Genomic DNA, 25,990 nt, shown 5'->3' on the forward strand with positions numbered 1-25,990 from the left:
TAGGCGATGGCCCAAGTTACCTTCGTTCGCGGCGAGTTGGGAGGCCCGTCAAGCCTTTGTCACTCGATTGAGCGCATAGCGTGACGGCGTCTTCCGGCTTGACGGAACCCGTGCTAATTTCACTCTGCAAGCAACCGCGCTGATTCTTTTTGCATTTCACCGAGCTGAATTCGGCCACCAGTCGAGGACGGGAAATGTCTTCCAACGCGTACAACCTGGGATTCACCAAACGCCAGCCGCTGACGAAGAAGAACCTGCGGGAGCTCGGCATCGAGCAGAACTGGCGGACCATCCTGGACCACCCCAACCTGGTCTACGTCGACGACTACGGTGTGCGGCACAAGCCCGTCGGCTTCTCCGTGAACAAGTCGAGCTTCGGCGCCTTCCCCGGCAGCGCGTCCCGGCTGGGCTGGCTCGCCTACATGAACCTCGGCGAGCCCCTGATCGAGGAACGGCGCAACATCAGCCAGCCCCCGCCCGACACGTTCTCCTCACGCGCCTACGTCAACCGCAGCCAGACGTCTCCGATGAACTTCACCGACTCGGTCGATTTCACCGTGTCGAACGGCGTGACGTGGTCGCTCCAGGGGGAGGCCAAGCTCACTTTCGGCGGCAGCGTCAGCGCACAACTGCAGCTCCAGCTCCAGAACCAGCTGAAGATGGATCTGCAGAGCCAGCTGCAGACGCAGCTCAAGAACGACGTGGCGCACAAGGACGCGAGCACCGTCACCAACAAGAACAGCAAGGACAGCGTCGGAGTCGACAAGGCCCACACCACCGAGTCGTCCTCGGCCAACTCCACGACGAATTCCTCCGCGAACACGATGGCGCATTCCGTGGCGTTCACGACCCAGGGCAGCGCCACCGGGACCGCGACGCTCCACGCGCAGCTGCTGCTGGGCATCTCGGCCTCCGTCGGTGGTTCCCTCACCACCAGCTGGGCCTCGAAGTCGCAGATCTCCGGGCAGGTCCCGCCGGGTTCCCGCGTCGAGACGATCGTCACGCAGCGGCGCACCCGCAAGCAGTACTCCTACGAGATCCCGGTGACCTTCTCCGGGCTGATCGCGGTGAAGTACGACGCGCCGGTGGCCGTCCTGTCGCCTCCCCAACCCGGCGACCTTCCCGGCCTGGACCAGCTGGTCGCGCGCGACATCGGCGACCTCGACCTGGCCGGCGGGGGCTTCCGCATGACAGGGCTGGCCGAGGTCGTCTCCGCCCTGGAGGTCCACCACACGATGTTCGACGGCGAGAGCCTGACCGACAGCGGGCGAGCGCTGTACAAGCAGCCCTGAACGCAAGGGTGTCGACGACAAGGGGTGAGGATCATGGTGTTCGACAACGTCTTCGGCTTCGCCGGCGAGGGGGCCGGGATCTTCTCGGTGACCACCGACGGCGCCAAACCGCAGCCGGGCGCGGGCGTCGACTTCGAGGACGCCGAGGACGACACGTACGACGACACGAGCACGAGCCTGTTCGACAACGCGATCCACGGGGCCTCCGACCGCGCGAAGGTCGTGCAGGAGCAGTCGCCCGAAGCGCGGGCCGTGCTGGGCTTCCTCGGCTCCTTCATCCGGGCCACCCAGGCCTCCGCCGGCACGCAGGCCGAATACGCCGGGAATCCCGGCTCGGTCTCCTCGGCGGCGGCGGCCGGCATGCGGGAGTCGAGCACGACGGTGACGGAGCACAGCGGCCTCCAGAAGGACGAGGACCTGGCGGACAGGCCGAGGAAGAGCGACTACACCCGGCCCCCCAAGGCCCCGGAAGCACCCAAGGCCGCCAAGCCGGCCTCGGAGGACCCGCCCGCTTCCCAGTAGCACCGGACCCTGAAGGGGCAGGGGCGAAGTCGCCCCTGCCCCTTCGTGGGTCAGACGGGGAGCAGCTGCCACTGCCGGTCCCGGTGGTCGCCCTCCGCGGCGTCCTGCTTGATCACCGTACGGGCGTTGGACTCCACGCGCAGCAGCAGACCGCTGTTGCGGTTCGCGATCTCGTACACCCGTGGGGTGTCGGTCACCGGGCCCACCGGGATGAGCCTCCACTGCTGGTGGTGTGCGTCGACTCCTTCGTAGGCGCGCTGTGCGACCACCGCGCCGGCCCTCTCCTGCGCCCCGACGACCTCCAGGACCTTGCCGCTGCGGACGTTCTCGATGCGGTACAGGATGTCGCCGTCGTCCCGGCCCGCGGCGATCAGCCGCCACCGCTGGTGGTCCCGGGGAGCCGGGAGGGTCTGGTGGATCTCGGCCCCGTCCCTGGTGGACTCGCGCGAGACGCCCATGCGCAGCCGGCTGCGGACGTTGGACCAGGTGACCACGGTGCCCGAGTCGGGCATCCCGGCCGTCCTCGGCGACGCGACCTTGCGCACCCGGTTGTTGACGTGGTCGGCGATGTACAGGGTGTCGACGCAGTCCAGGGCGAGTGCGTAGGGGTGGTTCAGCTGGGCCGCGGCGGCCGGGCCGCCGTCACCCGCGAAACCGGCTGAACCCGTACCGGCCACGGTGCTGATCGTCCCGTCCGCCGAGACCTTCCTGACCCGGTGGTTGCGGAGGTCGGAGACGTAGAGGGCGCCGGTGCTGTCCACCACCAGCCCCAACGGGTAGTTGAGCCGGGCCGAGACGGCCGGGCCGCCGTCACCCGCGAAACCGGCGGCACCCGTACCGGCCACCGTGCTGATCGTCCCGTCCGCCGAGACCTTCCTGACCCGGTGGTTCTCACCGTCGCTGATGTACAGGTCGCCCGCGGCGTCCAGCGCGAGGCCGTGCGGGCGGTTGAGCTGTGCCGAGACCGCCGGGCCACCGTCCCCGCCGGAGCCGACGGCCCCGGTTCCCGCGACCGTGCTGATGGTGCCGTCGGCGGTGATCTTCCGGACGCGGTTGTTGTGGTACTCGGCGATGTAGAGCGCGCCCGTGCTGTCGACCGTGACCGCCAGCGGGAGGTTCAGCCGTGCAGTGCCGGCGGGGCCGCCGTCACCGCCGAAGCCCGCGGCACCCGTACCGGCGACCGTGCTGATCTTCCCGTCCGGCGCGATCCTCCGGATCCGGTGGTTGTTGGCGTCCACCACGTAGACGGCGCCCGCGCTGTCCACCGCCACGTCACGCGGGCAGTTCAACTGGGCGGAGACGGCCGGGCCGTTGTCCCCCGAGAAGCCCGCGGCACCCGTACCGGCGACCGTGCTGATCTTCCCGTCCGTCGTGATCCTGCGGACCCGGTGGTTGTTGTAGTCGGAGAAGTACAGGGTTCCCGCGCTGTCCACCGCGACCCCGTACGGGCGGTTCAACTGTGCGGCCACAGCCGGCTCGTCGTCTCCCTTGAACCCGGCGACCCCGGTCCCCGCGACCGTGTGGATCGGAGGGTCGGAGTGCTCACCGTCTGCGGCTGCCGCCTGGGCAGTGCTCATCGTCGTCCTTTCACCGGCCGGTCATCGGTTGATGTCCGTCACGAGTAAGGCTGGTCGGCCCGGCAGGGCGGACAAACAGCGCGGACGCTTCCCGAACCCATCCAACCGTCGGAAAGGAGATGTTTGGGGAGGGAGCGATGCGCCCCGTCCTCGCCCTTTGCACCAAGCCACCGGTCCGCCGGATGACTTGAAGGGACTCGCTCACACGGGTCAGGCCGTCCGGGCCCCTTGAGGGCAGGCCACCGGCCGGGCGCCCTGACCCGAGCGCCCATGCGGCTTCGCCGTGATGTGCCACAGGTCTGGGCCTGTGGCACATGGTGACGGTGTGGACAGCGTCGCCGTCACGGCGCCACACTCGGCTCGATCCCCTTGCGGGGAACCGGAATTGAGGCGGAGGCGCAATGCTGCGACGTACGGTCCGAGTACTCCTGTCGGTTGTCATGGCCATGGCTGCCGCTACGGGTGGTGTGCTGGCCACGGCCGGCCCGGCCCAGGCCGACGAGTGCTACACGTGGAACCGCACCCTGTCCGAGGGCACGTCCGGCTCCGACGTGACGGAGTTGCAGATCCGGGTGGCCGGACACGTCACCTCCGGCGAGATCCTCTCCTTCGACGGGCAGTTCGGCGCGCGGACCAAGGCCGCCGTCGCCAAGTTCCAGCAGGCGTACGGGCTCGCCGCGGACGGTGTCGCCGGTCCCTCGACGTTCAGCAAGATCTACGCGCTGCAGGACCCGGACTGCACGCCGATCCACTTCACCTACGCCGAGCTGAACAAGTGCAACTCCACCTGGTCCGGCGGTGCGGTCAGCGCGGCGACGGCCAAGTCCAACGCCCTGCGCACCATGTGGAAGCTGGAGGCCATGCGGCGCGCGTTGGGTGACACCCCGCTCGTGGTGACCAGCGGATTCCGCTCGTACTCCTGCAACAGCGCGGTGGGCGGCGCCTCCAACAGCCGCCACCTGTACGGGGACGCCGCCGACCTGGTCGGCAATCCGACGCTCTGCCGGCTCGCGCAGCAGGCCCGCACGCACGGCTTCGGCGGGATCTTCGGCCCGGGCTACCCCGGCCACGACGACCACACCCACGTCGACGGGCGCACCAGCCGCTCCTGGTCCGCACCCACCTGCGGCATCTGACCGACGGCTCCCCCGCACCGCCGCCCTGCCTCGCTCTCCCCACACCGACGAGGAGTGCTCCGATGTCGTCCCGTCCCCTCCGGCGCGCCCGCGCCGGAACGGCCCTGCTGGCACTGCTCGCAGGCATGGGCGCCCTGGCCGTACCCGGGCCCGCGGCGGCGGATTCCGCGCCCGGGGACCGCCGGACCGTCGCCTACCACGGCTACCGCCTCCAGGTGCCCGCCGACTGGCGGGTGGTCGATCTGGCCGAGCATCCGCGTGCCTGTCCGCGCTTCGACACGCCCGCCGTGTACCTGGGCGAGCCGGGCGACGGGAACGACTGCCCGGCCCGGGTCGTCGGCCGTACGGCGGGCCTCGTCGTCGAGCCGATCACGGCTCGCTCCGCCGGCCGGGCGACGGGAGCGATCGCGCGGGCGCCGCGCGGGAAGGCCACCGCTGCGCCCGGGGCGTCCCGCGACGGCTCCCTCCGGGTGGCGGTCGAGGACGCCGGGGTCCTCGTCACCGCCGCCCACACGCCGGGGACCGAGAGCCTCGTCCGTGACGTTCTCGCCTCGGCCGAACTGACGCCGGACGCCCGGCACACCGAGCTCCCGCGCACCGCGCTCCCCCACACCGAACTCCCCCGCACCGAACTCCCGCGGACCGAACTCCCCCACACCGGACAGCACACGGCGCCGGTCGCCCCGGTCGCGGCCGGGCCGCAACCGGGCACCTACCTCGGCAAGGGCTTCGACGCCTGCACCGCGCCCTCGCAAGCCGCCATGGACGCCTGGCGGTCCGGCTCGCCGTACCGCGCGGTCGGGGTCTACATCAGCGGTTCGTTCCGGGGCTGTGCCCAGCCGAACCTGACCGCGACCTGGGTGGCCGAGCAGACCGGCAAGGGCTGGCACCTGATCCCCATCGACGTCGGCCGCCAAGCGCCGTGCACCGGCTACTCGTTGCGGATGTCCGCCGACCCGGCCACGGCCAGGTCGCAGGGCGTCGCGGCGGCATCCGACGCCCTCACCGCGGCGGCGAACCTCGGCATCCCGGCGGGCAGCGCGCTCTACAGCGACATCGAGGCGTACACCTCGACCGCCTCCTGCAAGGCCGCCGTCCTGTCGTACCTGTCCGGCTGGACCGAGCGGCTGCACAGCGGCGGTTACCTGTCCGGGTTCTACTCCAGTGCCGCCTCCGGCATCAGGGACGCGGCCGAGGAGTACGACAACAGCGCCTACACCCGGGTCGACCACATCTTCTACGCCTGGTGGAACGGCGCCGCCGACACCGCCACCGGTCCGTACGTGCCGTCCACCCACTGGTCCGGCCACCAGCGCATCCACCAGTACGCGGGCGAGGTCACCGAGTCCTACGGCGGTCACACGATCACCATCGACCGCGACTACCTCGACGTGGGCACCGGCCCCGCCCCGCAGCCCGGCTGCGGCGCGGTGAACCTCGACTTCACCGCCTACGGCACCATCCGGAGCGGGTCGACCGGCCCCCTGGTCACGGCGGCCCAGTGCCTGCTGCGGGCCGCCGGTCACGACCCGGGTGCCCCGGACGGGATCTTCGGCCCGGGCACCGCCACCGCCGCCGGGAACTTCCAGTCCGGCGTGGGGCTCGCGTCGGACGGTGTCATCGGCGCCAGGACCTGGACCGCGCTGCTGTCGCACGGGACCGCGCCGACCCTCCGGGAAGGCGCGACGGGCGAGACCGTCACCCGTCTGCAACGCGCGCTGACCGCCGCGCTCGCCCGGACGGTGAGCATCGACGGCGTCTTCGGCCCGGGCACCACACAGGCCGTGCGCGACTACCAGTCCACCCGCGGGCTGGTGAACGACGGCGTCGTCGGCTCCGCCACCTGGGGCGCCCTCCAGTCAGGAAGGTGAGAGAGGCATCATGAGACAACTCGGCCGTGTCATCGCGCTGTTCGCGGCGGTGGCCGCCCTCCTCCTCGGGGCGGGCCTGCCCGCGCAGGCCTTCCCACAGGCCGCGTTCCCCCTCACGAGCAACGGCAACCGGGGCTCCGACGTCCTCGCCCTGCAGCACCTGCTGGCCGCGCACGGCCGCCCGGTGACCGTGGACGGCGTCTTCGGCTCCGGCACCCACAGCGCCGTCGTCGCGTTCCAGCAGGCCGAGGGGCTCACCGCCGACGGCATCGTCGGCCCCGCCACCTGGGACGCGCTCGCCGTCACCGTACGGCAGGGCGACAGCGGGCCCGCGGTGCGGGCCGTCCAGACGCTGCTCGACGCCAAGCGGTCGGCCGGGCTCTCGGCGGACGGGGCGTTCGGTCCCGCCACGCAGACGGCGGTCCGCGCCTTCCAGTCACACGCCGGGCTCGGCGCGGACGGCGTCGTCGGACCGGCCACCTGGAAGAACCTGCTGTGGCACTACGAGAAGATCGACTTCGGCCCGGGCACGATGTGCGCGCAGAGCCCCGACGGCAACGCGAATGCGCACTGGGCGACAGCGGGCGCCGTCGGCCAGCTCGAAGCGGCCGCGGCCGCCTTCGCGGGCACCGGGAACGGTCCCCTGCCGGTCGGGGACGCGGGCTTCGAGCACGGCGGGGACATCCCCGGCCACGCCAGCCACGAGGTCGGCCTGGACATCGACGTGTGGCCCGTCCGCACCGACTCGGCGCAGTGCACCGCGGGCCGCATCACCTGGCAGTCGGCGACGTACGACCGCGCGGCCACCCGCCGCCTCGTCCAGGAGATCCGCGCGAAGGCCCCCGGCCACGTCGAGCTGATCTACTTCAACGACCCGCAGCTCATCTCGGAAGGCCTGACGTCGAGTTACCCCAACCACGACAACCACCTGCACATCCGCTACCGGTAGACGGCGCGAGCCCGGCGCTCGCGCGGCCTGCCGGCGCACGCGCACGGCCCGTGCGCGCCGGTACGTCGGCAGGGCCCTCACCGGGCCTGGATGCCCGGGGCCGGTCAGCGGCCTTCCTGCTCCAGCCGGTCCCGGGCCTGGGTGGCGATGACCGCGGCCTGGATGCGGCGCTCGACCCCGAGCTTGGCCAGCAGCCGGGAGATGTGGTTCTTCACCGTCTTCTCGGCGAGGTAGAGCCGCTGGCCGATCTGCCGGTTGGTGAGGCCCTCCCCGATGAGGGCCAGGATCTCCCGCTCCCGGTCGGTCAGGCCGGGCAGCGCGTCGGGCTCCGGCTCCGGCTCCTGCGTCTGGCGCAGCCGGGCCATGAGCCTGGCCGTGGCACTCGGGTCGAGCAGGGACTGCCCGGCGGCCACCGTACGGACCGCGGAGACCAGGTCCGAGCCCTGGATCTGCTTGAGCACGTACCCCGACGCACCGGCCATGATCGAGTCCAGCAGGGCCTCCTCGTCGTCGAAGGAGGTCAGCATCAGACAGGCCAGGTCCGGCATCCGGGACCGCAGTTCCCGGCACACGGACACACCGTCGCCGTCGGGCAGCCGCACGTCGAGCACCGCGACGTGCGGGCGCAGGGCCGGCACCCGCACGAGGGCCTGCTCGGCATTGGCGGCCTCGCCGACGACGGTGATGTCCGGTTCGTCGTTGAGCAGGTCGTGCACCCCGCGCCGTACCACCTCGTGGTCGTCCAGCAGGAAGACCCGGATCGGGTGGTCGGGGCCGGGCTTCTCGCCGTCCGCCATCACATGCTCCTCGTTCCGCGTTGTCCGCATCCTGCACCGGCTCCCGCCCCCCGGGCGGCTTCCGGTCCCTCCTACCGCAGATCTTGCGCGATCCGGGGCCGGAGGGCCAGGGCCGACCGGCCCCGATTCCTCCACGCCCCGCATGGCCCGGGTACCCGTTCGCGGCGCGTCCCACCGGCCCCGGGGCGGACTGCGGACGTCCGGGCCGCCGGGACCTCAGAGCAGCCAGCGGTTGCGGCCGACGAAGGGCAGCCGTGCCCAGGCCCTGCCCAGCCCCCAGGTGGCGCCTGCGCCCACCGCCGCGAGCGCGATCAGGACGACGGCGTAGACGAGGTGGTAGTCGGCGAACGGGTTGGTCGACATGCTCGGCGTCCCGTCGGACAGGTGCCGGGCGGGTGGCCACTCGGCGATCCACATCAGCGCCATCATCACGGTGCCGGCGAAGGCGGCCGGCCGCAGGCCGATGCCCAGGGTCAGGGCCACGCCGATGCCGAGCAGTCCGAGCATGAACAGCCAGTCGGCCCAGGGAGCCCCGGCCCAGTCGTGGAAGGCGGCCTCCAGGGGCCCGACGGCGACTGCGCCGAGGAAGCCCCGGGTCGGCGAGCCGCCGTCGGTCCAGCCCTTGCCGGACGGGGTGGCGTAGCCGAGGCCGAACGTCTTGTCCAGGAACGCCCACAGGAACACGAACCCCATGAGGAGCCGGAGCCCGGCGGACACGTACGCCCCGGTCGCGGTCGTCGCCGGGGTCGTCGGCTCGGCGGTCGCGGGTGCCGTCCCGGTGCGGCGCGGGGAGGGGAGCCGGAGTGCGGGGTGCCGGTGCGGGTGGTCGTGAACTGTCATGGCGGTTCATCCCTTTCGAGGGCTTCGACGTGCTGCCGGATGGGCGCTTCCTCCGGTGCGCCTTCACTGTCTCGCGGGGCGCACGGCCGCCGGAGGGGCTGCACGGCCCGGGCACCGGGCCGAACGGCCCTCTCCGCGCCGGGACTTGACGGCACCCCCTCGCCCGGCAGGTCCGCGGGATCAACCGCCTCCAGGGTTCAGCTCCTTCCGGGTGCGGCCGTCGCCAGCTCCGCGGCGATCCGCGCCGCCCATGCCTCGATCGCCGTGAAGTCGCGGAAGTCCCCGCCCTTGCCGGAGCGGACGATCATCCTCGCGACCCACCCCTTCGCGCCCTCCTCCAGGCGGCCGCCGAAGGTGACGTGCTCCCTGGCGTCGAGGCGCACCATGGTCTTCCTCACTCCGGGCACGGGCGGGATGTCCCGCTCCGAGGCGGAGGGGTCCAGCGGGCCGCTGCTGAACAGCCACAGCGGGCGTTCGGCCAGGGCGCGGCGGTGGCGGCGGACGAAGCGGCGGGCGTCCTTGTGCCAGCGCCCGGCGTACAGTCCGCCCCCGACCACCACGGCGTCGTACGGCGCCACGCTCTCCACCGACGGGGCCGGGAGGGCCTCGGCCGCCGCCCCGTCCTCGCGCAGGACCTCGGCGATGGCCTCGGCGATCTGCGCGGTCGATCCGTTCGTCGTTCCGTAGGCGACCAGCACACGTCCGGGCATGAGGTCCGCCTCCTCTCGTTCGCTCCCGCTCCTGGTCAGCGGAGCCGGCGCAGATAGGGGTCGTGGGGCCGGGACGGCATCAGGCGGATCCGCGCGTCCAGCACGCTGACGCCGCCCGGTGTCGCGAGTACGGGGTCGAAGTCGGCCTCGGCGAGCTGCGGCAGGTCGGACGCCATCCGCGACAGCCGGAGCAGCAGCTGCTCCAGTCCTTCCAGGTCGACGGGGCCGCTGCCGTCGGCACCGAACAGGAGCGGGGCGCAGCGCGGTGCCGTGATCAGGTCGTGCACGTCGTGGTCGGTGAGCGGGGCCAGCCGGGCCGCGTGGTCGGCCAGCACCTCCGTGGCGGTTCCGCCGAGCCCGAACAGCACGAGCGGGCCGAAGATCCGGTCCTGGGCGACGCCCGCGAGGAGTTCGGTGCCGCGGGCGGCGAGCGGCTGCAGCACGACACCGGTCATCAGCCCGGCGAAGCGGTCGTGCAGGTCGCGGAAGGCGCGTCGGATCTCGGTGTCGCCGCGCAGGTCGAGGTGGACCGCGCCCTGCCGGCTCTTGTGCACCTGGCCGGGCCAGTGGGCCTTCATGACCACCCGGCCGTCCATGCCGCGCAGCCGGTCGGCGGCCAGGACGGCGTCGTCCTCGGTCTCGGCCCAGGCCCAGGGCAGTTGCGGGATGCTGTAGCAGGCCAGCAGGTCGGCGCAGGTGCGCGGGTCGAGCCAGCCGCCGTCGGGGTGAGCGGCGAGGTGGCCGGCGACGACCCGGTGGGCGCGCTGCGTCTCGATGTCGTCGAGCGCGGGCACGGTTCCGGCGGGCCGCGCGAGCCAGGCGGCGCGGCGTACGGCGTGGGCCAGCGCCCGTGCCGCCGCCTGGGGTTCGGCGTACGAGGGGACGGCGGCGCCTTCGGCGGCGGGCAACAGCCGCACGGGCAGGCCCTGTTCGAGGCGCACCACGGCCATGGGCCTGCCGGCCGTCCGGCCGCGGGAGGGGTGGGTGAGAGCCCGTACGAGGTCGTCGCCGGTCGCCGCGGCGACCGCTGTGGGGACCAGGACCACGAGGACGGCGTCGACGCCGCCGTACCGCGCGATCCTGTCCAGGCAGTCCGCGAGCTGTCCTTCCGAGACGGTGGCGGTGGTGTCGACCGGGTTGCCGGCGGCCGCGCCCCCGGGCAGCACGGCGAGCAGGTCGGCGACCAGCTCCGGTGGGAAGGGCGGCAGGGTCAGTCCCGCTTCGGCGCAGGCGTCGGCGGCCAGGACGCCCGCGCCGCCCGCGTTGGTGACGATGGCGACGCGGCGGCCCGCGGGCAGCGGCTGCGCGTGCAGCAGCGCGGCGGTCTCCAGCAGCTCTCCGACCGAGTGGGTCGCGGTGATGCCGGCCTGCGTGAACAGCGCGCCGCGGGTCATCGTCGGGGTGGCGGCGGCCGCGGTGTGCGAGGCGGCGGCGCGCCGGCCCGCGTCGGTGCGCCCGGCGTCGACGGTGAGCACCGGCATGCGGCGGGTCACCCGGCGGGCCGTGCGGGAGAAGGCACGCGGGTTGCCGAAGGACTCCAGGTGCAGCAGGGCGAGGTCGGTGCGGCCGTCGCTCTCCCACCACTGGAGCATGTCGTTGCCGCTGACGTCGTGCTTGTCGCCGAGGGAGGCGAAGGAGGACACGCCGATGCCGAGCCGGGACAGCCCGTCGAGCAGGGCGATGCCGACGCCGCCGGACTGCACGGCGACGCCCGCGGTGCCGGGGCGGGGACGCCCTGCGGCGAAGGTGGCGTCGAGCCGGAGCTCGGGGGCGGTGTGGGCGAGGCCGAGGCAGTCGGGTCCGACGAGCCGCATGCCGTGCGCGCGGCAGGCGGCCAGCAGGGCGTGCGCCTGGTCGGCGTCGAGGCCCGAGGTGACGACGAGCAGGGCGCGTACCCCCGCCTTGCCGCACTCCTCGGCGGCGTCCGGGACCGCTGCGGCGGGCACGGCCAGCACGGCGAGGTCGGGGGTCGTGGGGAGGGCATCGACCGAGGTGTGGGACGGCACGCCGAGGATCGCGTGCGCGGCCGGGTGCACGGCGAACAGGCGTCCGGTGTAGCCGCCCGCCCGGATCCGGTGCAGGATCGCCCGCCCCACCGAGCCGGGGGAACGGCCGGCTCCTACGACGGCGACGGCCTCGGGACGCAGCAGCGGCGTCAGGCTGGCGACGTCGGCGCGCCGGCCGCGTTCCTCGACGGCCGTGAGGTAGCTGTCGCTCTGGTCGAGGGCGATGGTGCAGCGCACCTCCGGGCCCTCGAAGCGGCGGCGGGTGGGCAGGCCGAGGTCGGCGAAGAGCCGGAGCACCTCGTGGTTCTCACTGAGCGCGTCGGCCGTGAAGGCCGTGATGCCGTCCCCGCGGGCCGCGGAGACGAGGTGTTCGACGAGCAGGGTGCCGACCCCGCGGTGGTGCAGTCCGTCGGCTACGGCGACGGAGACCTCGGCGGTGTTCTCCTGCCCGTCCCCGGCGGCGGCCTTCTTCTCGTTCCCGGTGTCGTACTCGGCGACTCCGATGACGTGGCCCTGGGTCTCGGCGAGCAGCGCCCGGTAACCGGGGCGGGCCGGGGCGCAGGCCCGGTCGGCGGCCGACCGCGCGGACCGGGGGCTCACGGAGAAGAACCTCCTGCGCAGGTTCTCCGGGGACATCCTCGCGTACAGGCCCTCCACCCGGTCGTGGTCGCCCGGCAGCACGGGACGGATGCACACGGTGGTGCCGTCCGCGAGCAGGGCGTGGACGGGGGGCCGGTCGGTCACGTCGCGCGTCATCGCGGGGCTCTCCTCCCAAACTCTTCTCACGTCGAGCATCCGGCGGACGGCGAGGCGGTCCCAGGGGCTGTCGGGGTCGACTCGAGGGCCGATCGGCCCGGGGTGCCGCCGAAGGTCTGCGCCCGGACGCCGGAGCCTGGGCTGCCCCGGGCGCGGCACGAGCGGTTACGTTGAGGTCATCGGCGTGGACCGGGCTCGGAGGGGCGCATGGCTGGCAAGAAGGCGGCGAAGGTGCCGCGCGCGGTGTACGAGCAGGAGCTGCTGCGGCTGCAGACGGAGTTGGTCAAGCTCCAGGAGTGGGTGCGCGCGGAGGGCGCCCGGCTGGTCGTGGTCTTCGAGGGCCGGGACGCGGCCGGCAAGGGCGGCACCATCAAGCGGGTCACCGAGCACCTCAACCCGCGGGTCGCGCGCATCGCGGCGCTGCCCAAGCCGACCGAGCGCGAGCGGACCCAGTGGTACTTCCAGCGGTACGTGGAGCAGCTGCCGGCCGGCGGGGAGATCGTGCTGTTCGACCGGTCCTGGTACAACCGGGCCGGTGTCGAGCACGTGATGGGCTTCTGCACGAAGGAGGAGTACCAGCTCTTCCTGCGCCAGTGCCCGATCTTCGAGCGGATGCTGGTGGAGGACGGGATCCTGCTGCGCAAGTACTGGTTCTCGGTGAGCGACGGCGAGCAGCAGGAGCGTTTCCGGCGGCGTCTGGAGGATCCCCTCAGGCGCTGGAAGCTGTCCCCGATGGACCTGGAGTCGCTCACGCACTGGGAGGCGTACTCCCGGGCGAAGGACGAGATGATGGTGCACACCGACATCTCCGAGGCGCCGTGGTACGTCGTGGAGAGCGACGACAAGCGCCGGGCGAGACTGAACATGATCGCCCACCTGCTGGGCTCGGTGCCGTACCACGACGTGCCGCCGCCGGTGCTGGAGCTGCCGGAGCGGCCCGAGTCGACCGGCTACGAGCGCCCGCCGCGCGATCTGCAGACCTACGTCCCCGACCACGCGGCGAGCCTCTGAACCGACGCACCCCGAGGCGTTCAGTCGTGTGGGACGACCGCGACGGGTGCCACGGCGTGGTGCAGTACCGCGTGCGTGACGGAACCGATGTGGGCGCCGAAGGGGCTGCGGCGGATGCGGCGGCCGACGACCACCAGGGACGCCGCGCGGGAGGCGTCGACGACCTGCCGGGCGGGGCTGCCGGCGCGGGACTCCTCGACGACCTCCACGTCCGGGTACTTCTCCCGCCACGGGCGCAGCACCTCGGCCAGGGCGGCGGCCTCCGCGCGGCCCAGTTCGGCGTGGAACTCCAGGTCCGCGGGCAGGCCGTAGGCGTAGTACGGCGGCAGGCTCCAGCCGTGGACGGCCCTGAGCGCGGTGCCGCGGCGGGCGGCCTCCTCGAAGGCGAACGCGATCAGCGCCTCGTGGGGGCGGCCGGTGTCGAGTCCGAGCACCACCGGCCGGTACGCGGTGGCGGCGGACGGGATGCCCGCCGGGTCGTCCTCGTGCTCGTCGGCGGCCTGCTCCCCGGCCCGGACGAGGACGACGGGGGTGTCGGTGTGCGCGATCACGGCCATGCCGACGGAGCCGACCAGGAATCCGCCGAGCCCGCTCAGCCCGCGCGAGCCGAGGACCAGCAGTTCGGCGCTGCCGGCCGCCTCGGTCAGCGTCTCCACCGGCCGGCCGTGGATCTGCTCCATCTCCACCGCCACGCCGGGGTGGCGCAGACGCAGTCCCTCGGCCGCCTCGCGCGGGATGCGCTCGCTCCAGTGCTGCTGCGTCTCGGCGCCCAGCAGCGGGGCCTGCGCCATGGGTTCCGGGACGGGGTCCCAGACGTGCACCAGCCGCAGCGGCAGGCCGCGCAGGGCCGCCTCGCGGGCCGCCCACTCGGCTGCGGCGCGGCTTTCGGGCGAGCCGTCGAGGCCCACGGTGACGGTGCGGGACATGCTGTCCACCTCCTGGATCGGGTTTCCGCCTTCAGCGTGACGGCGCGCGAACGGCACGGCGAGAGGCCGCACGTCCCCGCTCCGGGACCGTGCGGCCCTGCGGCGGAACGGCTCCGGAGGGCCGATGTGCCCGGATCGGGGGGCCGTTCGGCCCTTCTTCGCCCCCGGCGGCAGAACGGCGGCGAAACGGGGTGGTGCGGCTGCTACACAGAGGGTGCCGCCCGACGCGATGCGGCGCCCTTCCCCACCACCCCTGCCGGGAGGCTCCATGCTGTCCGCAGAATCCGCCGCCGTGGTCCGGGCCACCCTGCCCGCCGTGGCCGGCGCGCTCGACGAGATCACCGCACGCTTCTACGGTGCGATGTTCCGTGACCGTCCGGAGCTGCTCGACGGGATGTTCAACCGCGGCAACCAGGCCAGCGGGGCGCAGCGCCGGGCCCTGGCCGGTTCGATCGCCGGATTCGCCACCGCCCTGCTCGCCGATCCGGAGACCCGCCCGGACACGCTGCTGGACCGGATCGCGCACAAGCACGCCGCGGTCGGGGTCACCGACGACCAGTACACGCTCGTGCACAAGTACCTGTTCGGCGCGATAGCCGAGGTGCTGGGCGACGCGGTCACCCCGGAGGTGGCGGCCGCCTGGGACGAGGTGTACTGGCTGATGGCCGGCGCGCTGATCGGCCGTGAGGCCCGCCTGTACCAGGAGGCGGGCGTCGAACCCGGCCGGATCTGGCGGCGGTGGACGGTCGTCGGGCGGCGCACCGAGACCCCGGACGTGGTGTCTTTCGTGCTGCGCCCGGCCGACGGGCGGCCGGCGCCGCGGGCACGCGCCGGCCAGTACGTGAGCGTGCGGGTCCGGATGGCCGACGGGGTCCACCAGGTACGCCAGTACAGCCTGTCCTGCGACCCCGGCGGGCAGTCCCGGCGCATCACCGTCAAGCGGGTCGGCGGCTCGGCGGGCGCCCCGGACGGCGAGGTCTCCGCGCTCCTGCACGACCAGGTCCACGAGGGCGACGAGCTGACCCTGTCCGCGCCCTTCGGGGACGTCTTCCTCGACGACCCGGCCGACGCGACCGCTCCGGTCTTACTGGTCTCGGCGGGCATCGGCGGCACCCCCATGACCGGCATCCTGGCCCATCTCGCCGCCCTCGGCTCGACCCGCCCGGTGCTGGTCCTGCACGCCGACCGCTCCCCCGCCGAACACGCCCTGCGCGCGGAGACCCGCGAGCTGGTCGCGCAACTGCCGGGCGGCCACTCGGTCTTCTGGTACGAGCGCCCGGGTCCGGAGGAACCCGACGCCCGCGAGGGCCTGATGCGGCTCGACGGCATCGAACCGCCCGAGGACGCGACGGTGTTCCTCTGCGGTCCGCTGCCCTTCATGCGGGAGGTGCGGACCCGGTTGCTGCGCGCCGGGGTTCCGGCCCGGCGCATCCGCTACGAGGTCTTCGGCCCCGACCTGTGGCTGCCCGGCGCGGCGGCCTGAACCCGCCGGACGCCCCCGATCCCCGGGCGACGACGAGGAGTTGCGCGATGGCGAAGGCGTATCTCGTGGGCGGTGGTGTCGCGGCGCTCGCCGCGGCCGCGTTCCTGATCCGTGACGGCGGTTTCGACGGAGGGGACATCCACCTCTTCGAGGAGCGGCGGCCGAGCGGCGGCGAGACCGGGGCGGACGGCTCGGCGGACGCCGGCTGGGCCCTGTGCGGCGGGTGGCTGTCCGAGGACGAAAGCCCGTGCGCGCACGACCTGTTCGCGGGCATCCCCACGCTCGACGATCCGGCGGTGCCGGTGGCGCGGGAGTGGCTCGCCGGGCGGCCGGAACCCGCCACGGGCGGGGTGGCGCGCCTGGTCGACGCCGACGGTACGGTCATCGGTACCCGTTCGATGGGGTTCTCCGAGCGGGACCGGCTGGAGCTGGTCCGCTGTCTGGCCACCCCGGAGCGGCATCTGGACGGCAAGCGCGTCAGCGACTGTTTCGGGGAGCACTTCTTCACCACGCGCTTCTGGTTCCTGTGGTGCACGGCGTTCGCGTTCCAGCCCTGGCACAGCGCCGTCGAGTTCCACCGCTCTCTCAGGCGCTTCCTCCACCTCCTCCCCGGGCTGTCGTCCCGGCCCGCCGCCCCGCACGCCGGTCCCCGGCTGCACGAGTCCCTCGTGCTCCCCCTGGCCGCCTGGCTGCGTGCACGCGGCGTGACCTTCCACACCGGGTGTCACGTCACCGACCTCGGTCTGGCTCCGGGCCGCGGGACCCGGGTCGAGCGGATCGACCTGTCACGGCACGGCCGGGACGAGCGGATCGAGGTGGCCGGCGACGACCTGGTCCTGGTCACCAACGGGTCCACGGCCGACGCCTGCGGCATCGGTTCGCACACCGCCCCGCCACCGTCTCGTCCGCACCGCTCCGACGCGTGGCTGCTCTGGCACCGCCTGGCACGCGGCCGGGACGACTTCGGCGACCCGGCCGTCTTCGACATGCACGTCAAGGAGTCCCGCGCCGAGTCGTTCACGGTCACCACCGAGGACCCCGCGTTCCTCAAGGCCCTGGAACGGTGCGGCGGCCACGGGAACGGCGAGGGCGCCACGCTGACCCTCACCGGCTCCCCCTGGCTCCTCACTCTCGTCACCGGTCCCCGGCGTGAAGGCGGCACGCTCTGGTGGGGCTACGCCCTGCGTCCCGGCCGCGCGGGCGACCACACGCCGAAGCCGATGACGATGTGCTCCGGCCGGGAGATCCTCGACGAGGTCCTGCACCACCTGCCCCTCGACGCGTCGACGGCGGCCCGCACACGGGAGACATCCACCGTCGTGCCCCGCCTGATGCCGTACGCCACCAGCCCGTTCCTGGCCCGCCGCCGCGACGACCGGCCCGAGGTCGTACCCGAGGGGTCGGTGAACCTCGCCTTCATCGGCCGGTTCGCCGAGGTGCCCGACGAGGTGACGTCCACCGTCGAGTATGCGGTACGCACGGCCCGGACCGCGGTGACCGAACTCCTCGGACTCGCCGAACGGCCACCGGCGGTCCGCAGGGCCCACCACGCCCCCCACGTCCTGGCGGCGGCGCTGGAGACCCTGCACCACCGGTGAGCACACCGGTCAGCGGACGATCGTGCTGCGTCCCCACGTCAGGCCGAGGGACGTGACCAGCAGCCATACCGGTCCGACGACGCCCTGGAAGCCGGGGAGGCCGGTCAGGCCCGCGAACAGTACGACCGCCAGTACGGGCAGGAGGCTGAACCAGCCGATCCACCGCGAGATCGTGCGTTCGCGCAGCGCCATCCAGGCCACGGCCCCGGCCGCCACCACGACGCCGAGCCAGCCGATGTACCCGCCGAAGTCGTTGAGCATGAAGTAGACGAACAGACCGTCCTCACGGAAGGACTGCTCGTCCATTCCCCCCGGCAGGTAGATCGCCAGGGCGCCTTTCCAGCCGTAGCCGTAGGTGAGGCCGGCGGCCGACGCCGTCAGGGCGCCGCTGACCACGTAGGCGGCGGTGCTGCCGGGGACGCGCGGCTCGACCTGCCGCCGCCACGCCGCGGCGAGCACGAGAAGCAGCACGACCGTCAGGAAGCCCGCGACCAGACCCAGATGGGCCACGGGTCGGCTGACGTCGGCGAGGATCGACCCGTCGACGTTCCTCTGCTCTTCCGTGCCGGCGCGGACGTCCGCCAGGACCGTGGCCACTGTCCCGAACAGGCCCGCCGCGACGCCGTACCAGGGCCAGGTCGCCCTCGCCTTTCCTTCGCGCTCCGCTTCCACGACGCCCTCGTGACGGGCTGCCGGATCCATGGTGGCCATACGCGTCAACTCCCTGTGTGTGCCGGTCGTTTCGGATCCGAATGTCGTGCCGGACGTGTCCCGCGGCCCAGGGACCCGGGTCCTGTGTCGCCGGGACGGATTTCCCGGGATCACATCCGGAAAGAGCCCGCGATACGGGACGATGTGGGGGTGAGTCGGGGGGATCGGGCATTACGTCACACCGCGTACGCCCTCGCGGGCCTGGGCACGGCGGGCTGCGTGGCGACGGTGCCGGTGCACCACTGGATGGCCGAGCGCGTCGCCGTGACGCCCCTGTACTGGTCCGACCTCGTCCTCGGCACGGTCTGGCCGCTGGTGGGAGCCGTCATCGCCCGGGGCCGCCCGCGCAATCCCGTGTGCTGGCTGATGCTGCTGCCCGCGATGATCGGGCCGTACCACCTGCTGGCCTACTACGCCGGCTACAGCCGTCTCGTCGCCGAACGCCCCCTCCCCGGGTGGGAGGTGGGCGCCTGGATCGGCTGCTGGGGCTTCGTCGGCTACTGGTTCGCGACGCCCTTGGTGCCGCTGCTCTTCCCGCACGGCCGTGCCGGGACGACGCCCCGCCGGGTGTGCGCCTCGGCCGTCGTCGCGATCGCGTCGATCGGCACGCTGGCCGCCATGCTGCGGCCCAGCGGCACCGATCCCGTCCAGCAGGTCCCGAATCCTCTCGGGATCGCCGGCTGGGAGTGGCTGCACACGGTGATGTTCATGTGTGCCGTGACGACCATGCTCGGCGGCTCCTGCGCGGCTGCCGTGTTCCTCGTCCTGCGGACGCGCGCCGCCACCGGTGTCGAGCGGGCGCAGCTGCAGTGGCTGATGCTGGGCGGGCTGCTGATGGCGGTCTCCTTCCTCTCCTTCCTGTTGGACGACGCCGAGCAGCCGGCCCCGATCGGCGATCTCGTCATGCTGGTGGGGCTGCTCGGCCCGCCGGCGAGCGTCGCGGTCGCCATGCTGCGGCACAGGCTGTTCGACGTGGAGCTGGTCCTCGGCCGCGCCATCGTCCTCACCGTCCTCAGCGCTGTCGTCCTGGGCGTGTACGCGGCGGTCGTCGCCGGCGCGGACCTGATCGCGCCCGGGTCACTGGCGGGGACGTGCCTGATCGCCTGCACCGCGCTGCTCGCCGCCAACGGCCGCGGGGCGGTCCAGGCAGCCGTGGACCGCACACTGTTCGGGCATCGCCACGACCCGTACGCCGTGGTCGCGCAGGTCGGACGCCGGGTCGCCCCGGCCGGAGAACCGGCCGAGGCGCTGCAGCACCTCGTCGACGCGCTGCGGCACGCCCTGCGTCTGCCCTACGTCGCCTTCGAGGGCACCGCCGTGGCGGCGGTCTCCGGGAGCCCCGCGGCAGGCGCGGCCCGGCGGGCCTTCCCCTGCCGGGCCCTGGGTCGCGAGCTCGGTGTGCTGCACGTGGGGCGGCGCGGTGTCAACGACCCATGGACGGCGAAGGAGCAGGCCGCCGTCGAAGAGGTCGCGGACCGCGCCGGAACCCTCGCCTACGCCGCCGCTCTGGTCGAGGACATCGCCCGCAGCCGGGCCCGCATCCTGTCCGTGCGCGAGGAGGAGCGCCGACGGCTGCGCGCCGACCTCCATGACGGCATCGGCCCCTCACTGGCCGGTACGGCCCACCAGCTCGACACCCTCGCCCGGCGCGTCGACGATCCCGAACTCGCCCGCTGCGTCAGGACGCTCCGGGACAGGCTCCGCACCACCGTCACCGATCTGCGCACGGTGGTCCAGGGACTCCGGCCCGCCGTCCTCGACCAGCTCGGACTTCCCGGGGCCCTGCGGGAACTGCTCGCCGGTTACGACACGCCGGCCTGCCACTGCAGCGTCGACGGCGCCTGCCACAGCCTGCCGGCCGCCGTCGAGGTCGCCGCGTACGCCATCGCCGGCGAGGCGGTCGCCAACGCCGTTCGCCACAGTGCCGCCAGCCGCCTGGAACTCACCGCCCGTATGGAGGACACCGTCTTGATCCTGACGATCCGCGACAACGGATGCGGTATTCCGCCCCGGCACCGGGCGGGGGTGGGACTGCGCAGCATGAAGGAACGCGCGGCCGAGGTCGGAGGCCGCCTGGAGGTGACGACCGGACCCGGCGGCGGCACCGTCGTGCGGGCCGGCCTGCCGGCGGGTGAGCAACGGTGAGCGTCCTCGTCCCGGCCGGACTGCCGGTGGGTGAGCAACGGTGAGCGCCCTCGTCCCGGCCGGACTGCCGGCGGGTGAGCAAGGGTGAGCCTCCCCGTCACCGTCCTCGTCGTCGACGACCACCCCGTCTTCCGGGCGGGCATGGCCACCGTCCTGGCCGATCTCCCCGATGTCTCGGTCGTGGGCGAGGCGTGCGACGGCGCGGAAGCCGTCAGCGCCGCGGCGCGGCTGCGGCCCGCGGTCGTCCTCATGGACCTGCGGATGCCGAACGTCAACGGCCTGGAGGCGACCGCCCGGATCACCACGGCCCATCCGGACGTCGCCGTCCTCATCCTGACGATGGACGAGGACGACGACTCGGTCTTCGCCGCCCTGCGCGTCGGCGCACGGGGTTACCTGCTCAAGGAGGCGGACGGCACCGACGTCCACCGGGCCCTGCTCGGTGTCGCCCGCGGCGAGGCGGTCTTCGGACCCCGGATCGCCCAGCGCGTCCTGTCCCACTTCGCCGCGCCGCCCCCCCGCGCGATCCGCCCTGCCCTTTCCGCACCTGACCGACCGCGAACGCGAGACGCTCGACCTGATCTCCCGCGGCCTGGACAACGCGTCCATCGCCCGTCGCCTGAACCTCTCCGAGAAGACCGTCCGCAACCGCGTCAGCGACGTCCTGGCGAAACTCCACGCCCGCTCCCGTACCGAGGCGGCGGCACTCGCCCGGGACGCGGGTCTGGGGCATCCGCGCCCCTCCGGGGAGAAGTCGACGCGGCTCAGCGGGCCAGCAGGTCCCGGATCGTCGCCGTGATCTCGTGCGGGGCCTCCTCGGCCATGAAGTGTCCGGCCCGGGTCAGCCGGTGGTCCAGGTCCGGTGCCCAGGCCCGCCACACGCCGGCGGCGTCGTATCCCAGGCGCGCGCCCCAGTCCTGCTGGACGACCGTCACGGGCATGGCCAGTTGCGACCCGGCGTCCAGGTCCGCCTGGTCGTGCGTGACGTCGATGCCCGCCGAGGCCCGGTAGTCGGCGACGATCGACGGCACGGCGGCGGCGCTCGCCCGCAGGTACGCGGACCGGATCTCCGGCGGCAGGGCGGCCGGGTCGCCGGCCCAGGCGTCGAGGAACGAGCCGAAGAACGCGTCCGCGCTGTTGGCGATCATCGTCTCCGGCAGGCCGGGCGGCTGCGCCATGAGGAAGAGGTGGTAGCCGACCGTCGCCGGGACGCCGTGCAGCACGTTCCACATGTCGAGGGTCGGCACGATGTCGAGGATGCCCAGGTGCGTGATGGTCTCCGGGTGGTCCAGCCCGGCCCGGAAGGCGACCAGGGCGCCCCGGTCGTGCCCGACGAGGGCGATGTGCTCGTGGCCCAGGGCGGCAGCCAGCTGCACGACGTCGGCGGCCATGGTGCGCTTGGCGTAGACCTCGGGACCGGTGGCCGCCGGTTTGTCGCTGGCGCCGTAGCCGCGCAGGTCGGGACAGATGACGGTGTGCTCGCCGGCGAGGCGTTCGGCGACGTGCCGCCACATCAGGTGGGTCTGCGGGAAGCCGTGCAGCAGCACGACCGGGCTGCCGCTGCCGCCGACGGCGGCGGCCAGTTCCACCCCGTCCGCGCCGGGCAGGCGGACGTGGTCGAAGCCGGGAAGAGTGGGCGTCATGGGGAGCCGTCCTTCTGGGAAGGGAGTGACCGGATCAGCCTGGGCGACGCCGATCAGCAGCCGATCAGTACGGCTGGGCGGGGCCCGTCCCGGGCACGGAGGATGGGGGCATGCGAATCGACGTGCTCGGTGCCGTGCGGGCGGTCCACGACGACGGCAGCCCGGTCGGCCTGGGCGGGCCCCGGCACCGCGAGGTGCTCGCCCGGCTGGTCGCCGCCGAGGGCCGGATGGTCCCGACCGGCACCCTCGTCGACGACCTGTGGACCGATCCGCCGCCGCGCGCCGTGGGCGCGGTGCGTACGTTCGTCGCCGCGCTGCGCCGTGCCCTCGAACCCGGCCGGCCGCCCCGGGTCCCGCCGGGCGTCCTGGTCACCGAGGGCCCGGGGTACGCACTGCGGCTGCCGCGTGAGGACGTGGACGTGCACCGCTTCCAGGACACCCTGGCCCGCGCGCGGCGCGACCCCGGCGCCGTCACGGATCTCGGCACGGTCCTCGGGGCCTGGCGGGGACCCGCCTACGCCGATGTGACCGGCTCCGCGTGGGCCGAGCGCGAGCGGGCCCGCCTGGAGGAGCTGAGGCTGGAGGGGGTGGAACTGCGCGCCCGCATCCTCCTCGACTCCGGGGAGGGGGCCGGGCTCGTCTCCGAACTGGGGGCCCACGTCGCCGAGCACCCCTGGCGGGAGCCGGCCTGGGGGCTGCTCGCCCGTGCCCTGCACCGGGCGGGCCGTCAGGCCGACGCGCTGGCCACCCTCCGCCGCGCCCGCGCGATGCTCGTCGACCAGCTCGGACTCGACCCCGGTGCCGACCTCCGGCGCCTGGAGACCGACCTCCTCAACGACGCCGTACCGGGCTCCGTTCCCACGGCGTCGTGGAGCGGCTCCGGGGTCCGGCTCGGCCCGCGCACCACCGTGGATCTGGCGCGCACCCTCGCGCTGGCCGGTGGCGACGCGCTCGTCCACTCGCGGCGCGACCGGCTCGCCGCCATCGAGGCGGCGGAGCGCACGGGCGACCTCTTCCTGACCGCCCGGGTCATCGGCGCCTACGACGTGCCGGCCGTCTGGAGCCGGGCCGACGACCCCGAGCAGTCCCGCGCGGTCGTCGCGGCCGCCCAGCGCACGCTCACCGCGCTCGGCCCCGGCTGCCCCGCCGACCTGGCCGCCCGGCTCCTGGCCACGGTCGCCGTCGAGAGCCGCAGCGCCGACCTGTCGGACACCGAGCTCGAGCACGCCCGGCAGGCGGCCCGTCAGGCGGAGGCCCTGGCCCGGGACCTGGCCGATCCCGCGCTGCTGGCGTTCGCCCTCAACGGGGTGTTCCTGCAGTCCTTCGCCCGCCCCGGCGGCGCGGCGCAACGGGACGGAATCGGCGCCGAGATCCTCGACCTGGCCACCCGGCACGAACTGCCGAACTTCGCCGTCCTGGGCCGGCTCGTGCGTCTGCAGTCCGCCTCGGCGCTGGGCGATCTCGACGCCGCGTCCGTGCACGCCGAGGCAGCGGAACGGCTCGCCGCCCGCACGGAGGCGCCGCTCGTCTCGGTCCTCACCCGATGGTTCCGGGCCCGGGTCGCGGCCACGGGCAGCACCGAACCGGGCGGGCCCAGCGCCGCCACGGCGGCTGCCCATTATCGCGCCGCCGAGGACGCCCTCAGGTCAGCCGGCATGCCGGGGCTGCACCGCGGGCTGTTCCCGCTCGCCCTCCTGGGGCTGCGGCTGCTGCACGACCGGCCCGCGCCCACCGATCCGCGCCTCGACTGGGGCCCGTACCGGCCCTGGGCGCGCCCGCTGGTGCTGCTCGCCCAGGGCCGGGACGAGCAGGCCCGGGCCGCCCTCGACACCGTGCCCGAGCCCCCGCGCGACCACATGCAGGAGGCACTGTGGTGCCTGATCGCCCGGGCCGCCGTCCATCTCGGCGAGCGCGGCGTCGCCGCACGCGCCGCTGCCGCCCTGCGCGACGCCCGCGCCGAACACGCGGGCGCCGCCAGCGGCATGCTCACCCTGGGCCCGGTGGCGCGGTACCTGGCCGAAGCGGAGGCATGCGCCGAGGCGGGGTGAGCGTCGCTGTCCGGCTCATCCGCCTGCCCGGCATCGGTCCCGGCCGGAGGGACACCGTCACCGCGCCTGGGACGCGGCGCTCAGCACGGCTCCGTGGACGGCCCGGGCCAGGCGGGAACCCCACACGGAGCGCGGGCCCGTGAAGGCGTGGACCTCCCGGCCGGGGCCCGTGCGCGCGGCGACGCACACGGCGTCGGTGGGGGTGCCGGAGCAGTCGTAGCCTGCCTCCAGCAGCGCCTGGACCTTGGCTTCCGTGGCGGTGGCGACCGCGTTGACCAGGGCCGCGTCGGTCAGCGCCACGGGCAGCGCGACGATGATGTTGACGGTGCCGGGCTCCGCGGATGCGGGCGTGCCCTCGGCGGGAGAGGCGGCCCAGCCCCGCACCCCGAGCCCCGCGGTGACGACCGCCTCCACGCCACCGTCGCACCAGAGGCCGTACGCCCGGACATCGGCGGCCGTCATCAGCCCCACGCCCGTCCCCCGGGCGCCGGCGTCCCGGGCCAGGCCGGCGAGGTGCCGCTCCGGATCGGTGCGCCGGTAGCCGTGCGCCACCTGCGCGTTGAGGACCCAGGCGCGTGACCCGATCCCACCGCCGAGCACCGCGCTGCCGATCATCCGCCAGTCGTCCCCCGCCCGCCACAGCAGACCGTGCAGCCGCTCGCCGTCCTCGACCCGGGAGAGATGCTGTACGCGCAGCAGCCCGGGGGCGGCGGGGTGGGACGGGGGCAGGACGGTGGTCACCGGGCGGGTACTCCTTGCGGGGCGGGGCCGGATGATCCTATGTCCCACGGTCACAGCCCCGTCCCCGGGCCCGTCGAGGTGCACCCAACCCCGGTCAGTCGTGCGAGACGACCGCCACGGGCGCCGCGGCGTGATGCAGTACCGCCTGGGTCACCGGACCGATGTGGGTGCCGACCGGCCCGCGACGGGCCTGCCGGCCCACGACCACCAGCGCCGCCTCCCGCGAGGCCTCGACCAGGTGAGCGCCCGCACCCCCGACCGTGGTCTGCGCCCGCACCTGGACCGCGGGGAACTTCTCCCGCCACGGCCGCAGTACGTCGCACAGCTCGTGCCGGACCCGGGACGCCTCCTCCGCGCTCACCTCGGGCATGAGGGCGCCGCCGTAGTGGTAGGGCGGCAGCGTCCAGCCGTGGACGACACGCAGGTCCGCCGCCCGACGGGACGCGGCGTCGAAGGCGAACTCGATGACGGGGCCGCTGGGCTTGTGCAGGTCGAGGCCGAGCACGACGTCGCCGGGAGGGGCCGCGTCGGCAGCCGGCTCACCGGCCGCGAGCTCGTCCCGTTCGTCGTCGCCGGCCCGTACGAGGACCACGGGACGTGCGCTCCAGGCCAGGACGGACAGGGCGACCGAGCCGACCAGGTACCCGGCGACCCTGCTCAGTCCAGGGGAGCCGAGCACCAGCAGGTCGGCTTCCCCGGCCGCTTTCAGCAGGGCCGGGACGGGCTGCCCGGGGATCTCGCCGGTGTCGATCCGCAGACCGGGATGCCGCTGGGCGACGCGCTCCCGCGTCTCCTCCAGCACGCGTCGTCCCCCCGCACGCTGCTGTTCCGTCTCCGGCACGCCCACGGCGAGCCCCGCCATGGACGCGTAGGCCAGGGGCGGCCACTCCCAGGCGTGCACGAGACGCAGGGGCAGATCACGCAGCAGTGCTTCACGGGCGGCCCAGTCGGCAGCGGCCAGACTCTCCGACGAGCCGTCCACTCCGGCGGTGACGGTGCGGGACATGGGGAACCTCCTTCGGGGGGACGCGTCGAGTCTTCGTCACCCCGCCCCGCGGCAGGAGGTGCCACTGGTCCCTGCCCTCAGGACGACGGTCCCGGCCTACGCACGCCGTCGGCCACCGAAGGGCCCCGCCGCTCACGCACCCGGGACCCGGCACACCGGCACACCGGCACACCAGCATCAGCGCTCACTGCCGCGAGTCCCGCCACTTCAGCGTCGGCGCTC

The 25,990-nt window shown here is 73.8% G+C and carries 21 protein-coding genes and 1 pseudogene; 12 read left to right on the forward strand and 10 right to left on the reverse strand.

What is annotated here, in order from left to right; all coding sequences use genetic code 11:
- The first annotated feature begins 194 nt into the window (after positions 1-194).
- Positions 195-1,292, forward strand: coding sequence for a hypothetical protein (locus CHR28_RS14450; protein WP_094054021.1), 1,098 nt, complete (start codon positions 195-197; stop codon positions 1,290-1,292).
- 33 nt (positions 1,293-1,325) lie between these two features.
- Positions 1,326-1,814: a hypothetical protein gene (locus tag CHR28_RS14455; RefSeq protein ID WP_094054022.1), complete on the forward strand. Its 489-nt coding sequence runs from the start codon at positions 1,326-1,328 to the stop codon at positions 1,812-1,814.
- A gap of 50 nt (positions 1,815-1,864) precedes the next feature.
- Here CHR28_RS14455 and CHR28_RS14460 read toward each other — a convergent pair whose 3' ends face one another.
- Positions 1,865-3,391 carry an NHL domain-containing protein gene (locus CHR28_RS14460; protein ID WP_094054023.1) on the reverse strand — a complete coding sequence of 509 codons (1,527 nt, stop codon included), beginning with the start codon at positions 3,389-3,391 and terminating at the stop codon, positions 1,865-1,867.
- A gap of 401 nt (positions 3,392-3,792) precedes the next feature.
- Between CHR28_RS14460 and CHR28_RS14465 the strand changes: the two genes are divergently transcribed.
- The 3 genes from CHR28_RS14465 (at position 3,793) to CHR28_RS14475 (ending at position 7,347) form a co-directional block, all read left to right on the forward strand.
- Positions 3,793-4,527 carry a D-Ala-D-Ala carboxypeptidase family metallohydrolase gene (locus CHR28_RS14465; protein WP_094054024.1) on the forward strand — a complete coding sequence of 245 codons (735 nt, stop codon included), beginning with the start codon at positions 3,793-3,795 and terminating at the stop codon, positions 4,525-4,527.
- Positions 4,528-4,589: 62 nt separating this feature from the next.
- On the forward strand, positions 4,590-6,398 hold the full coding sequence (locus tag CHR28_RS14470) for a glycoside hydrolase domain-containing protein (protein WP_094054025.1): 1,809 nt from the start codon (positions 4,590-4,592) through the stop codon (positions 6,396-6,398).
- Positions 6,399-6,408: 10 nt separating this feature from the next.
- Positions 6,409-7,347 carry a penicillin-insensitive murein endopeptidase gene (locus tag CHR28_RS14475; RefSeq protein WP_094054026.1) on the forward strand — a complete coding sequence of 313 codons (939 nt, stop codon included), beginning with the start codon at positions 6,409-6,411 and terminating at the stop codon, positions 7,345-7,347.
- Between the two features lie 104 nt (positions 7,348-7,451).
- Here CHR28_RS14475 and CHR28_RS14480 read toward each other — a convergent pair whose 3' ends face one another.
- From CHR28_RS14480 to CHR28_RS14495, 4 genes are all read right to left on the reverse strand, one after another.
- Positions 7,452-8,144, reverse strand: coding sequence for a response regulator (locus CHR28_RS14480; protein WP_094054027.1), 693 nt, complete (start codon positions 8,142-8,144; stop codon positions 7,452-7,454).
- Between the two features lie 216 nt (positions 8,145-8,360).
- Positions 8,361-8,984 carry a DoxX family membrane protein gene (locus CHR28_RS14485; RefSeq protein ID WP_094054028.1) on the reverse strand — a complete coding sequence of 208 codons (624 nt, stop codon included), beginning with the start codon at positions 8,982-8,984 and terminating at the stop codon, positions 8,361-8,363.
- Between the two features lie 197 nt (positions 8,985-9,181).
- Entirely contained in the window at positions 9,182-9,694 is a 513-nt protein-coding gene (locus tag CHR28_RS14490) for a flavodoxin domain-containing protein (protein ID WP_094054029.1), read from the reverse strand.
- Between the two features lie 35 nt (positions 9,695-9,729).
- Positions 9,730-12,456: a bifunctional acetate--CoA ligase family protein/GNAT family N-acetyltransferase gene (locus tag CHR28_RS14495; protein WP_094054030.1), complete on the reverse strand. Its 2,727-nt coding sequence runs from the start codon at positions 12,454-12,456 to the stop codon at positions 9,730-9,732.
- Positions 12,457-12,663: 207 nt separating this feature from the next.
- Here CHR28_RS14495 and ppk2 point away from each other — a divergent pair, with 207 nt between their 5' ends.
- Positions 12,664-13,467: a polyphosphate kinase 2 gene (gene ppk2 / locus CHR28_RS14500; protein WP_094054031.1), complete on the forward strand. Its 804-nt coding sequence runs from the start codon at positions 12,664-12,666 to the stop codon at positions 13,465-13,467.
- A 20-nt stretch (positions 13,468-13,487) separates the two neighbouring features.
- Here ppk2 and CHR28_RS14505 read toward each other — a convergent pair whose 3' ends face one another.
- A complete protein-coding gene (locus CHR28_RS14505; RefSeq protein ID WP_094054032.1) occupies positions 13,488-14,393 on the reverse strand; it encodes a universal stress protein in 906 nt (301 codons plus the stop codon).
- Positions 14,394-14,661: 268 nt separating this feature from the next.
- Between CHR28_RS14505 and CHR28_RS14510 the strand changes: the two genes are divergently transcribed.
- Together CHR28_RS14510 and CHR28_RS14515 are read left to right on the forward strand one after the other, a co-directional pair.
- Complete coding sequence (locus CHR28_RS14510; protein WP_094054033.1) at positions 14,662-15,876, forward strand: globin domain-containing protein; 1,215 nt, start codon at positions 14,662-14,664, stop codon at positions 15,874-15,876.
- 47 nt (positions 15,877-15,923) lie between these two features.
- Positions 15,924-17,474, forward strand: a complete 1,551-nt coding sequence (locus tag CHR28_RS14515) for an oleate hydratase (RefSeq protein WP_094054034.1) — start codon at positions 15,924-15,926, stop codon at positions 17,472-17,474.
- Positions 17,475-17,483: 9 nt separating this feature from the next.
- Here the strand turns inward: CHR28_RS14515 and CHR28_RS14520 are convergent, their stop codons facing one another.
- Positions 17,484-18,185: a hypothetical protein gene (locus CHR28_RS14520; RefSeq protein WP_094054035.1), complete on the reverse strand. Its 702-nt coding sequence runs from the start codon at positions 18,183-18,185 to the stop codon at positions 17,484-17,486.
- A 219-nt stretch (positions 18,186-18,404) separates the two neighbouring features.
- Between CHR28_RS14520 and CHR28_RS14525 the strand changes: the two genes are divergently transcribed.
- The 3 genes and pseudogenes from CHR28_RS14525 to CHR28_RS38330 all read left to right on the forward strand — a co-directional run bounded on the left by CHR28_RS14525 (position 18,405) and on the right by CHR28_RS38330 (position 21,129).
- A complete protein-coding gene (locus tag CHR28_RS14525; RefSeq protein ID WP_094054036.1) occupies positions 18,405-20,330 on the forward strand; it encodes a sensor histidine kinase in 1,926 nt (641 codons plus the stop codon).
- A gap of 141 nt (positions 20,331-20,471) precedes the next feature.
- Positions 20,472-20,705, forward strand: a pseudogene (locus tag CHR28_RS38325) (response regulator); the annotation flags it as partial.
- A gap of 67 nt (positions 20,706-20,772) precedes the next feature.
- Entirely contained in the window at positions 20,773-21,129 is a 357-nt protein-coding gene (locus tag CHR28_RS38330) for a response regulator transcription factor (protein WP_256984248.1), read from the forward strand.
- On the opposite strand, the gene CHR28_RS14535 is transcribed toward CHR28_RS38330, so the two are convergent.
- Positions 21,095-21,973, reverse strand: coding sequence for an alpha/beta fold hydrolase (locus CHR28_RS14535; protein WP_094054037.1), 879 nt, complete (start codon positions 21,971-21,973; stop codon positions 21,095-21,097). The two genes, CHR28_RS38330 and CHR28_RS14535, sit on opposite strands and share 35 nt — an antisense overlap.
- 110 nt (positions 21,974-22,083) lie before the next feature.
- Here CHR28_RS14535 and CHR28_RS14540 point away from each other — a divergent pair, with 110 nt between their 5' ends.
- Positions 22,084-24,021, forward strand: coding sequence for a BTAD domain-containing putative transcriptional regulator (locus CHR28_RS14540; protein WP_094054038.1), 1,938 nt, complete (start codon positions 22,084-22,086; stop codon positions 24,019-24,021).
- A 57-nt stretch (positions 24,022-24,078) separates the two neighbouring features.
- On the opposite strand, the gene CHR28_RS14545 is transcribed toward CHR28_RS14540, so the two are convergent.
- Together CHR28_RS14545 and CHR28_RS14550 are read right to left on the reverse strand one after the other, a co-directional pair.
- Positions 24,079-24,762, reverse strand: coding sequence for an adenosylcobinamide amidohydrolase (locus CHR28_RS14545; protein WP_179272438.1), 684 nt, complete (start codon positions 24,760-24,762; stop codon positions 24,079-24,081).
- A 94-nt stretch (positions 24,763-24,856) separates the two neighbouring features.
- A complete protein-coding gene (locus CHR28_RS14550) occupies positions 24,857-25,768 on the reverse strand; it encodes a universal stress protein (RefSeq protein WP_094054039.1) in 912 nt (303 codons plus the stop codon).
- Between the last annotated feature and the right edge of the window lie 222 nt (positions 25,769-25,990).

The sequence above is a fragment of the Streptomyces sp. XY006 genome (assembly GCF_002237655.1).
GTDB classification, from domain to species: Bacteria; Actinomycetota; Actinomycetes; order Streptomycetales; family Streptomycetaceae; genus Streptomyces; species Streptomyces levis.

What these genes read in the sequence shown, in the direction of transcription:
- CHR28_RS14450 (WP_094054021.1), top strand. Translation starts at nt 195, where the DNA reads ATGTCTTCCAACGCGTACAACCTGGGATTCACCAAACGCCAGCCGCTG.
- CHR28_RS14540 (WP_094054038.1), top strand. Translation starts at nt 22,084, where the DNA reads ATGCGAATCGACGTGCTCGGTGCCGTGCGGGCGGTCCACGACGACGGC.
- CHR28_RS14485 (WP_094054028.1), bottom strand. Translation starts at nt 8,984, where the DNA reads ATGACAGTTCACGACCACCCGCACCGGCACCCCGCACTCCGGCTCCCC.
- CHR28_RS14550 (WP_094054039.1), bottom strand. Translation starts at nt 25,768, where the DNA reads ATGTCCCGCACCGTCACCGCCGGAGTGGACGGCTCGTCGGAGAGTCTG.
- CHR28_RS14475 (WP_094054026.1), top strand. Translation starts at nt 6,409, where the DNA reads ATGAGACAACTCGGCCGTGTCATCGCGCTGTTCGCGGCGGTGGCCGCC.
- CHR28_RS14515 (WP_094054034.1), top strand. Translation starts at nt 15,924, where the DNA reads ATGGCGAAGGCGTATCTCGTGGGCGGTGGTGTCGCGGCGCTCGCCGCG.
- CHR28_RS14495 (WP_094054030.1), bottom strand. Translation starts at nt 12,456, where the DNA reads ATGACGCGCGACGTGACCGACCGGCCCCCCGTCCACGCCCTGCTCGCG.
- CHR28_RS14490 (WP_094054029.1), bottom strand. Translation starts at nt 9,694, where the DNA reads ATGCCCGGACGTGTGCTGGTCGCCTACGGAACGACGAACGGATCGACC.
- CHR28_RS14455 (WP_094054022.1), top strand. Translation starts at nt 1,326, where the DNA reads ATGGTGTTCGACAACGTCTTCGGCTTCGCCGGCGAGGGGGCCGGGATC.
- CHR28_RS14510 (WP_094054033.1), top strand. Translation starts at nt 14,662, where the DNA reads ATGCTGTCCGCAGAATCCGCCGCCGTGGTCCGGGCCACCCTGCCCGCC.
- CHR28_RS14535 (WP_094054037.1), bottom strand. Translation starts at nt 21,973, where the DNA reads ATGACGCCCACTCTTCCCGGCTTCGACCACGTCCGCCTGCCCGGCGCG.
- CHR28_RS14520 (WP_094054035.1), bottom strand. Translation starts at nt 18,185, where the DNA reads ATGGCCACCATGGATCCGGCAGCCCGTCACGAGGGCGTCGTGGAAGCG.
- CHR28_RS14470 (WP_094054025.1), top strand. Translation starts at nt 4,590, where the DNA reads ATGTCGTCCCGTCCCCTCCGGCGCGCCCGCGCCGGAACGGCCCTGCTG.
- CHR28_RS14480 (WP_094054027.1), bottom strand. Translation starts at nt 8,144, where the DNA reads ATGGCGGACGGCGAGAAGCCCGGCCCCGACCACCCGATCCGGGTCTTC.
- CHR28_RS14505 (WP_094054032.1), bottom strand. Translation starts at nt 14,393, where the DNA reads ATGTCCCGCACCGTCACCGTGGGCCTCGACGGCTCGCCCGAAAGCCGC.
- CHR28_RS14465 (WP_094054024.1), top strand. Translation starts at nt 3,793, where the DNA reads ATGCTGCGACGTACGGTCCGAGTACTCCTGTCGGTTGTCATGGCCATG.
- CHR28_RS14460 (WP_094054023.1), bottom strand. Translation starts at nt 3,391, where the DNA reads ATGAGCACTGCCCAGGCGGCAGCCGCAGACGGTGAGCACTCCGACCCT.
- ppk2 (WP_094054031.1), top strand. Translation starts at nt 12,664, where the DNA reads ATGGCTGGCAAGAAGGCGGCGAAGGTGCCGCGCGCGGTGTACGAGCAG.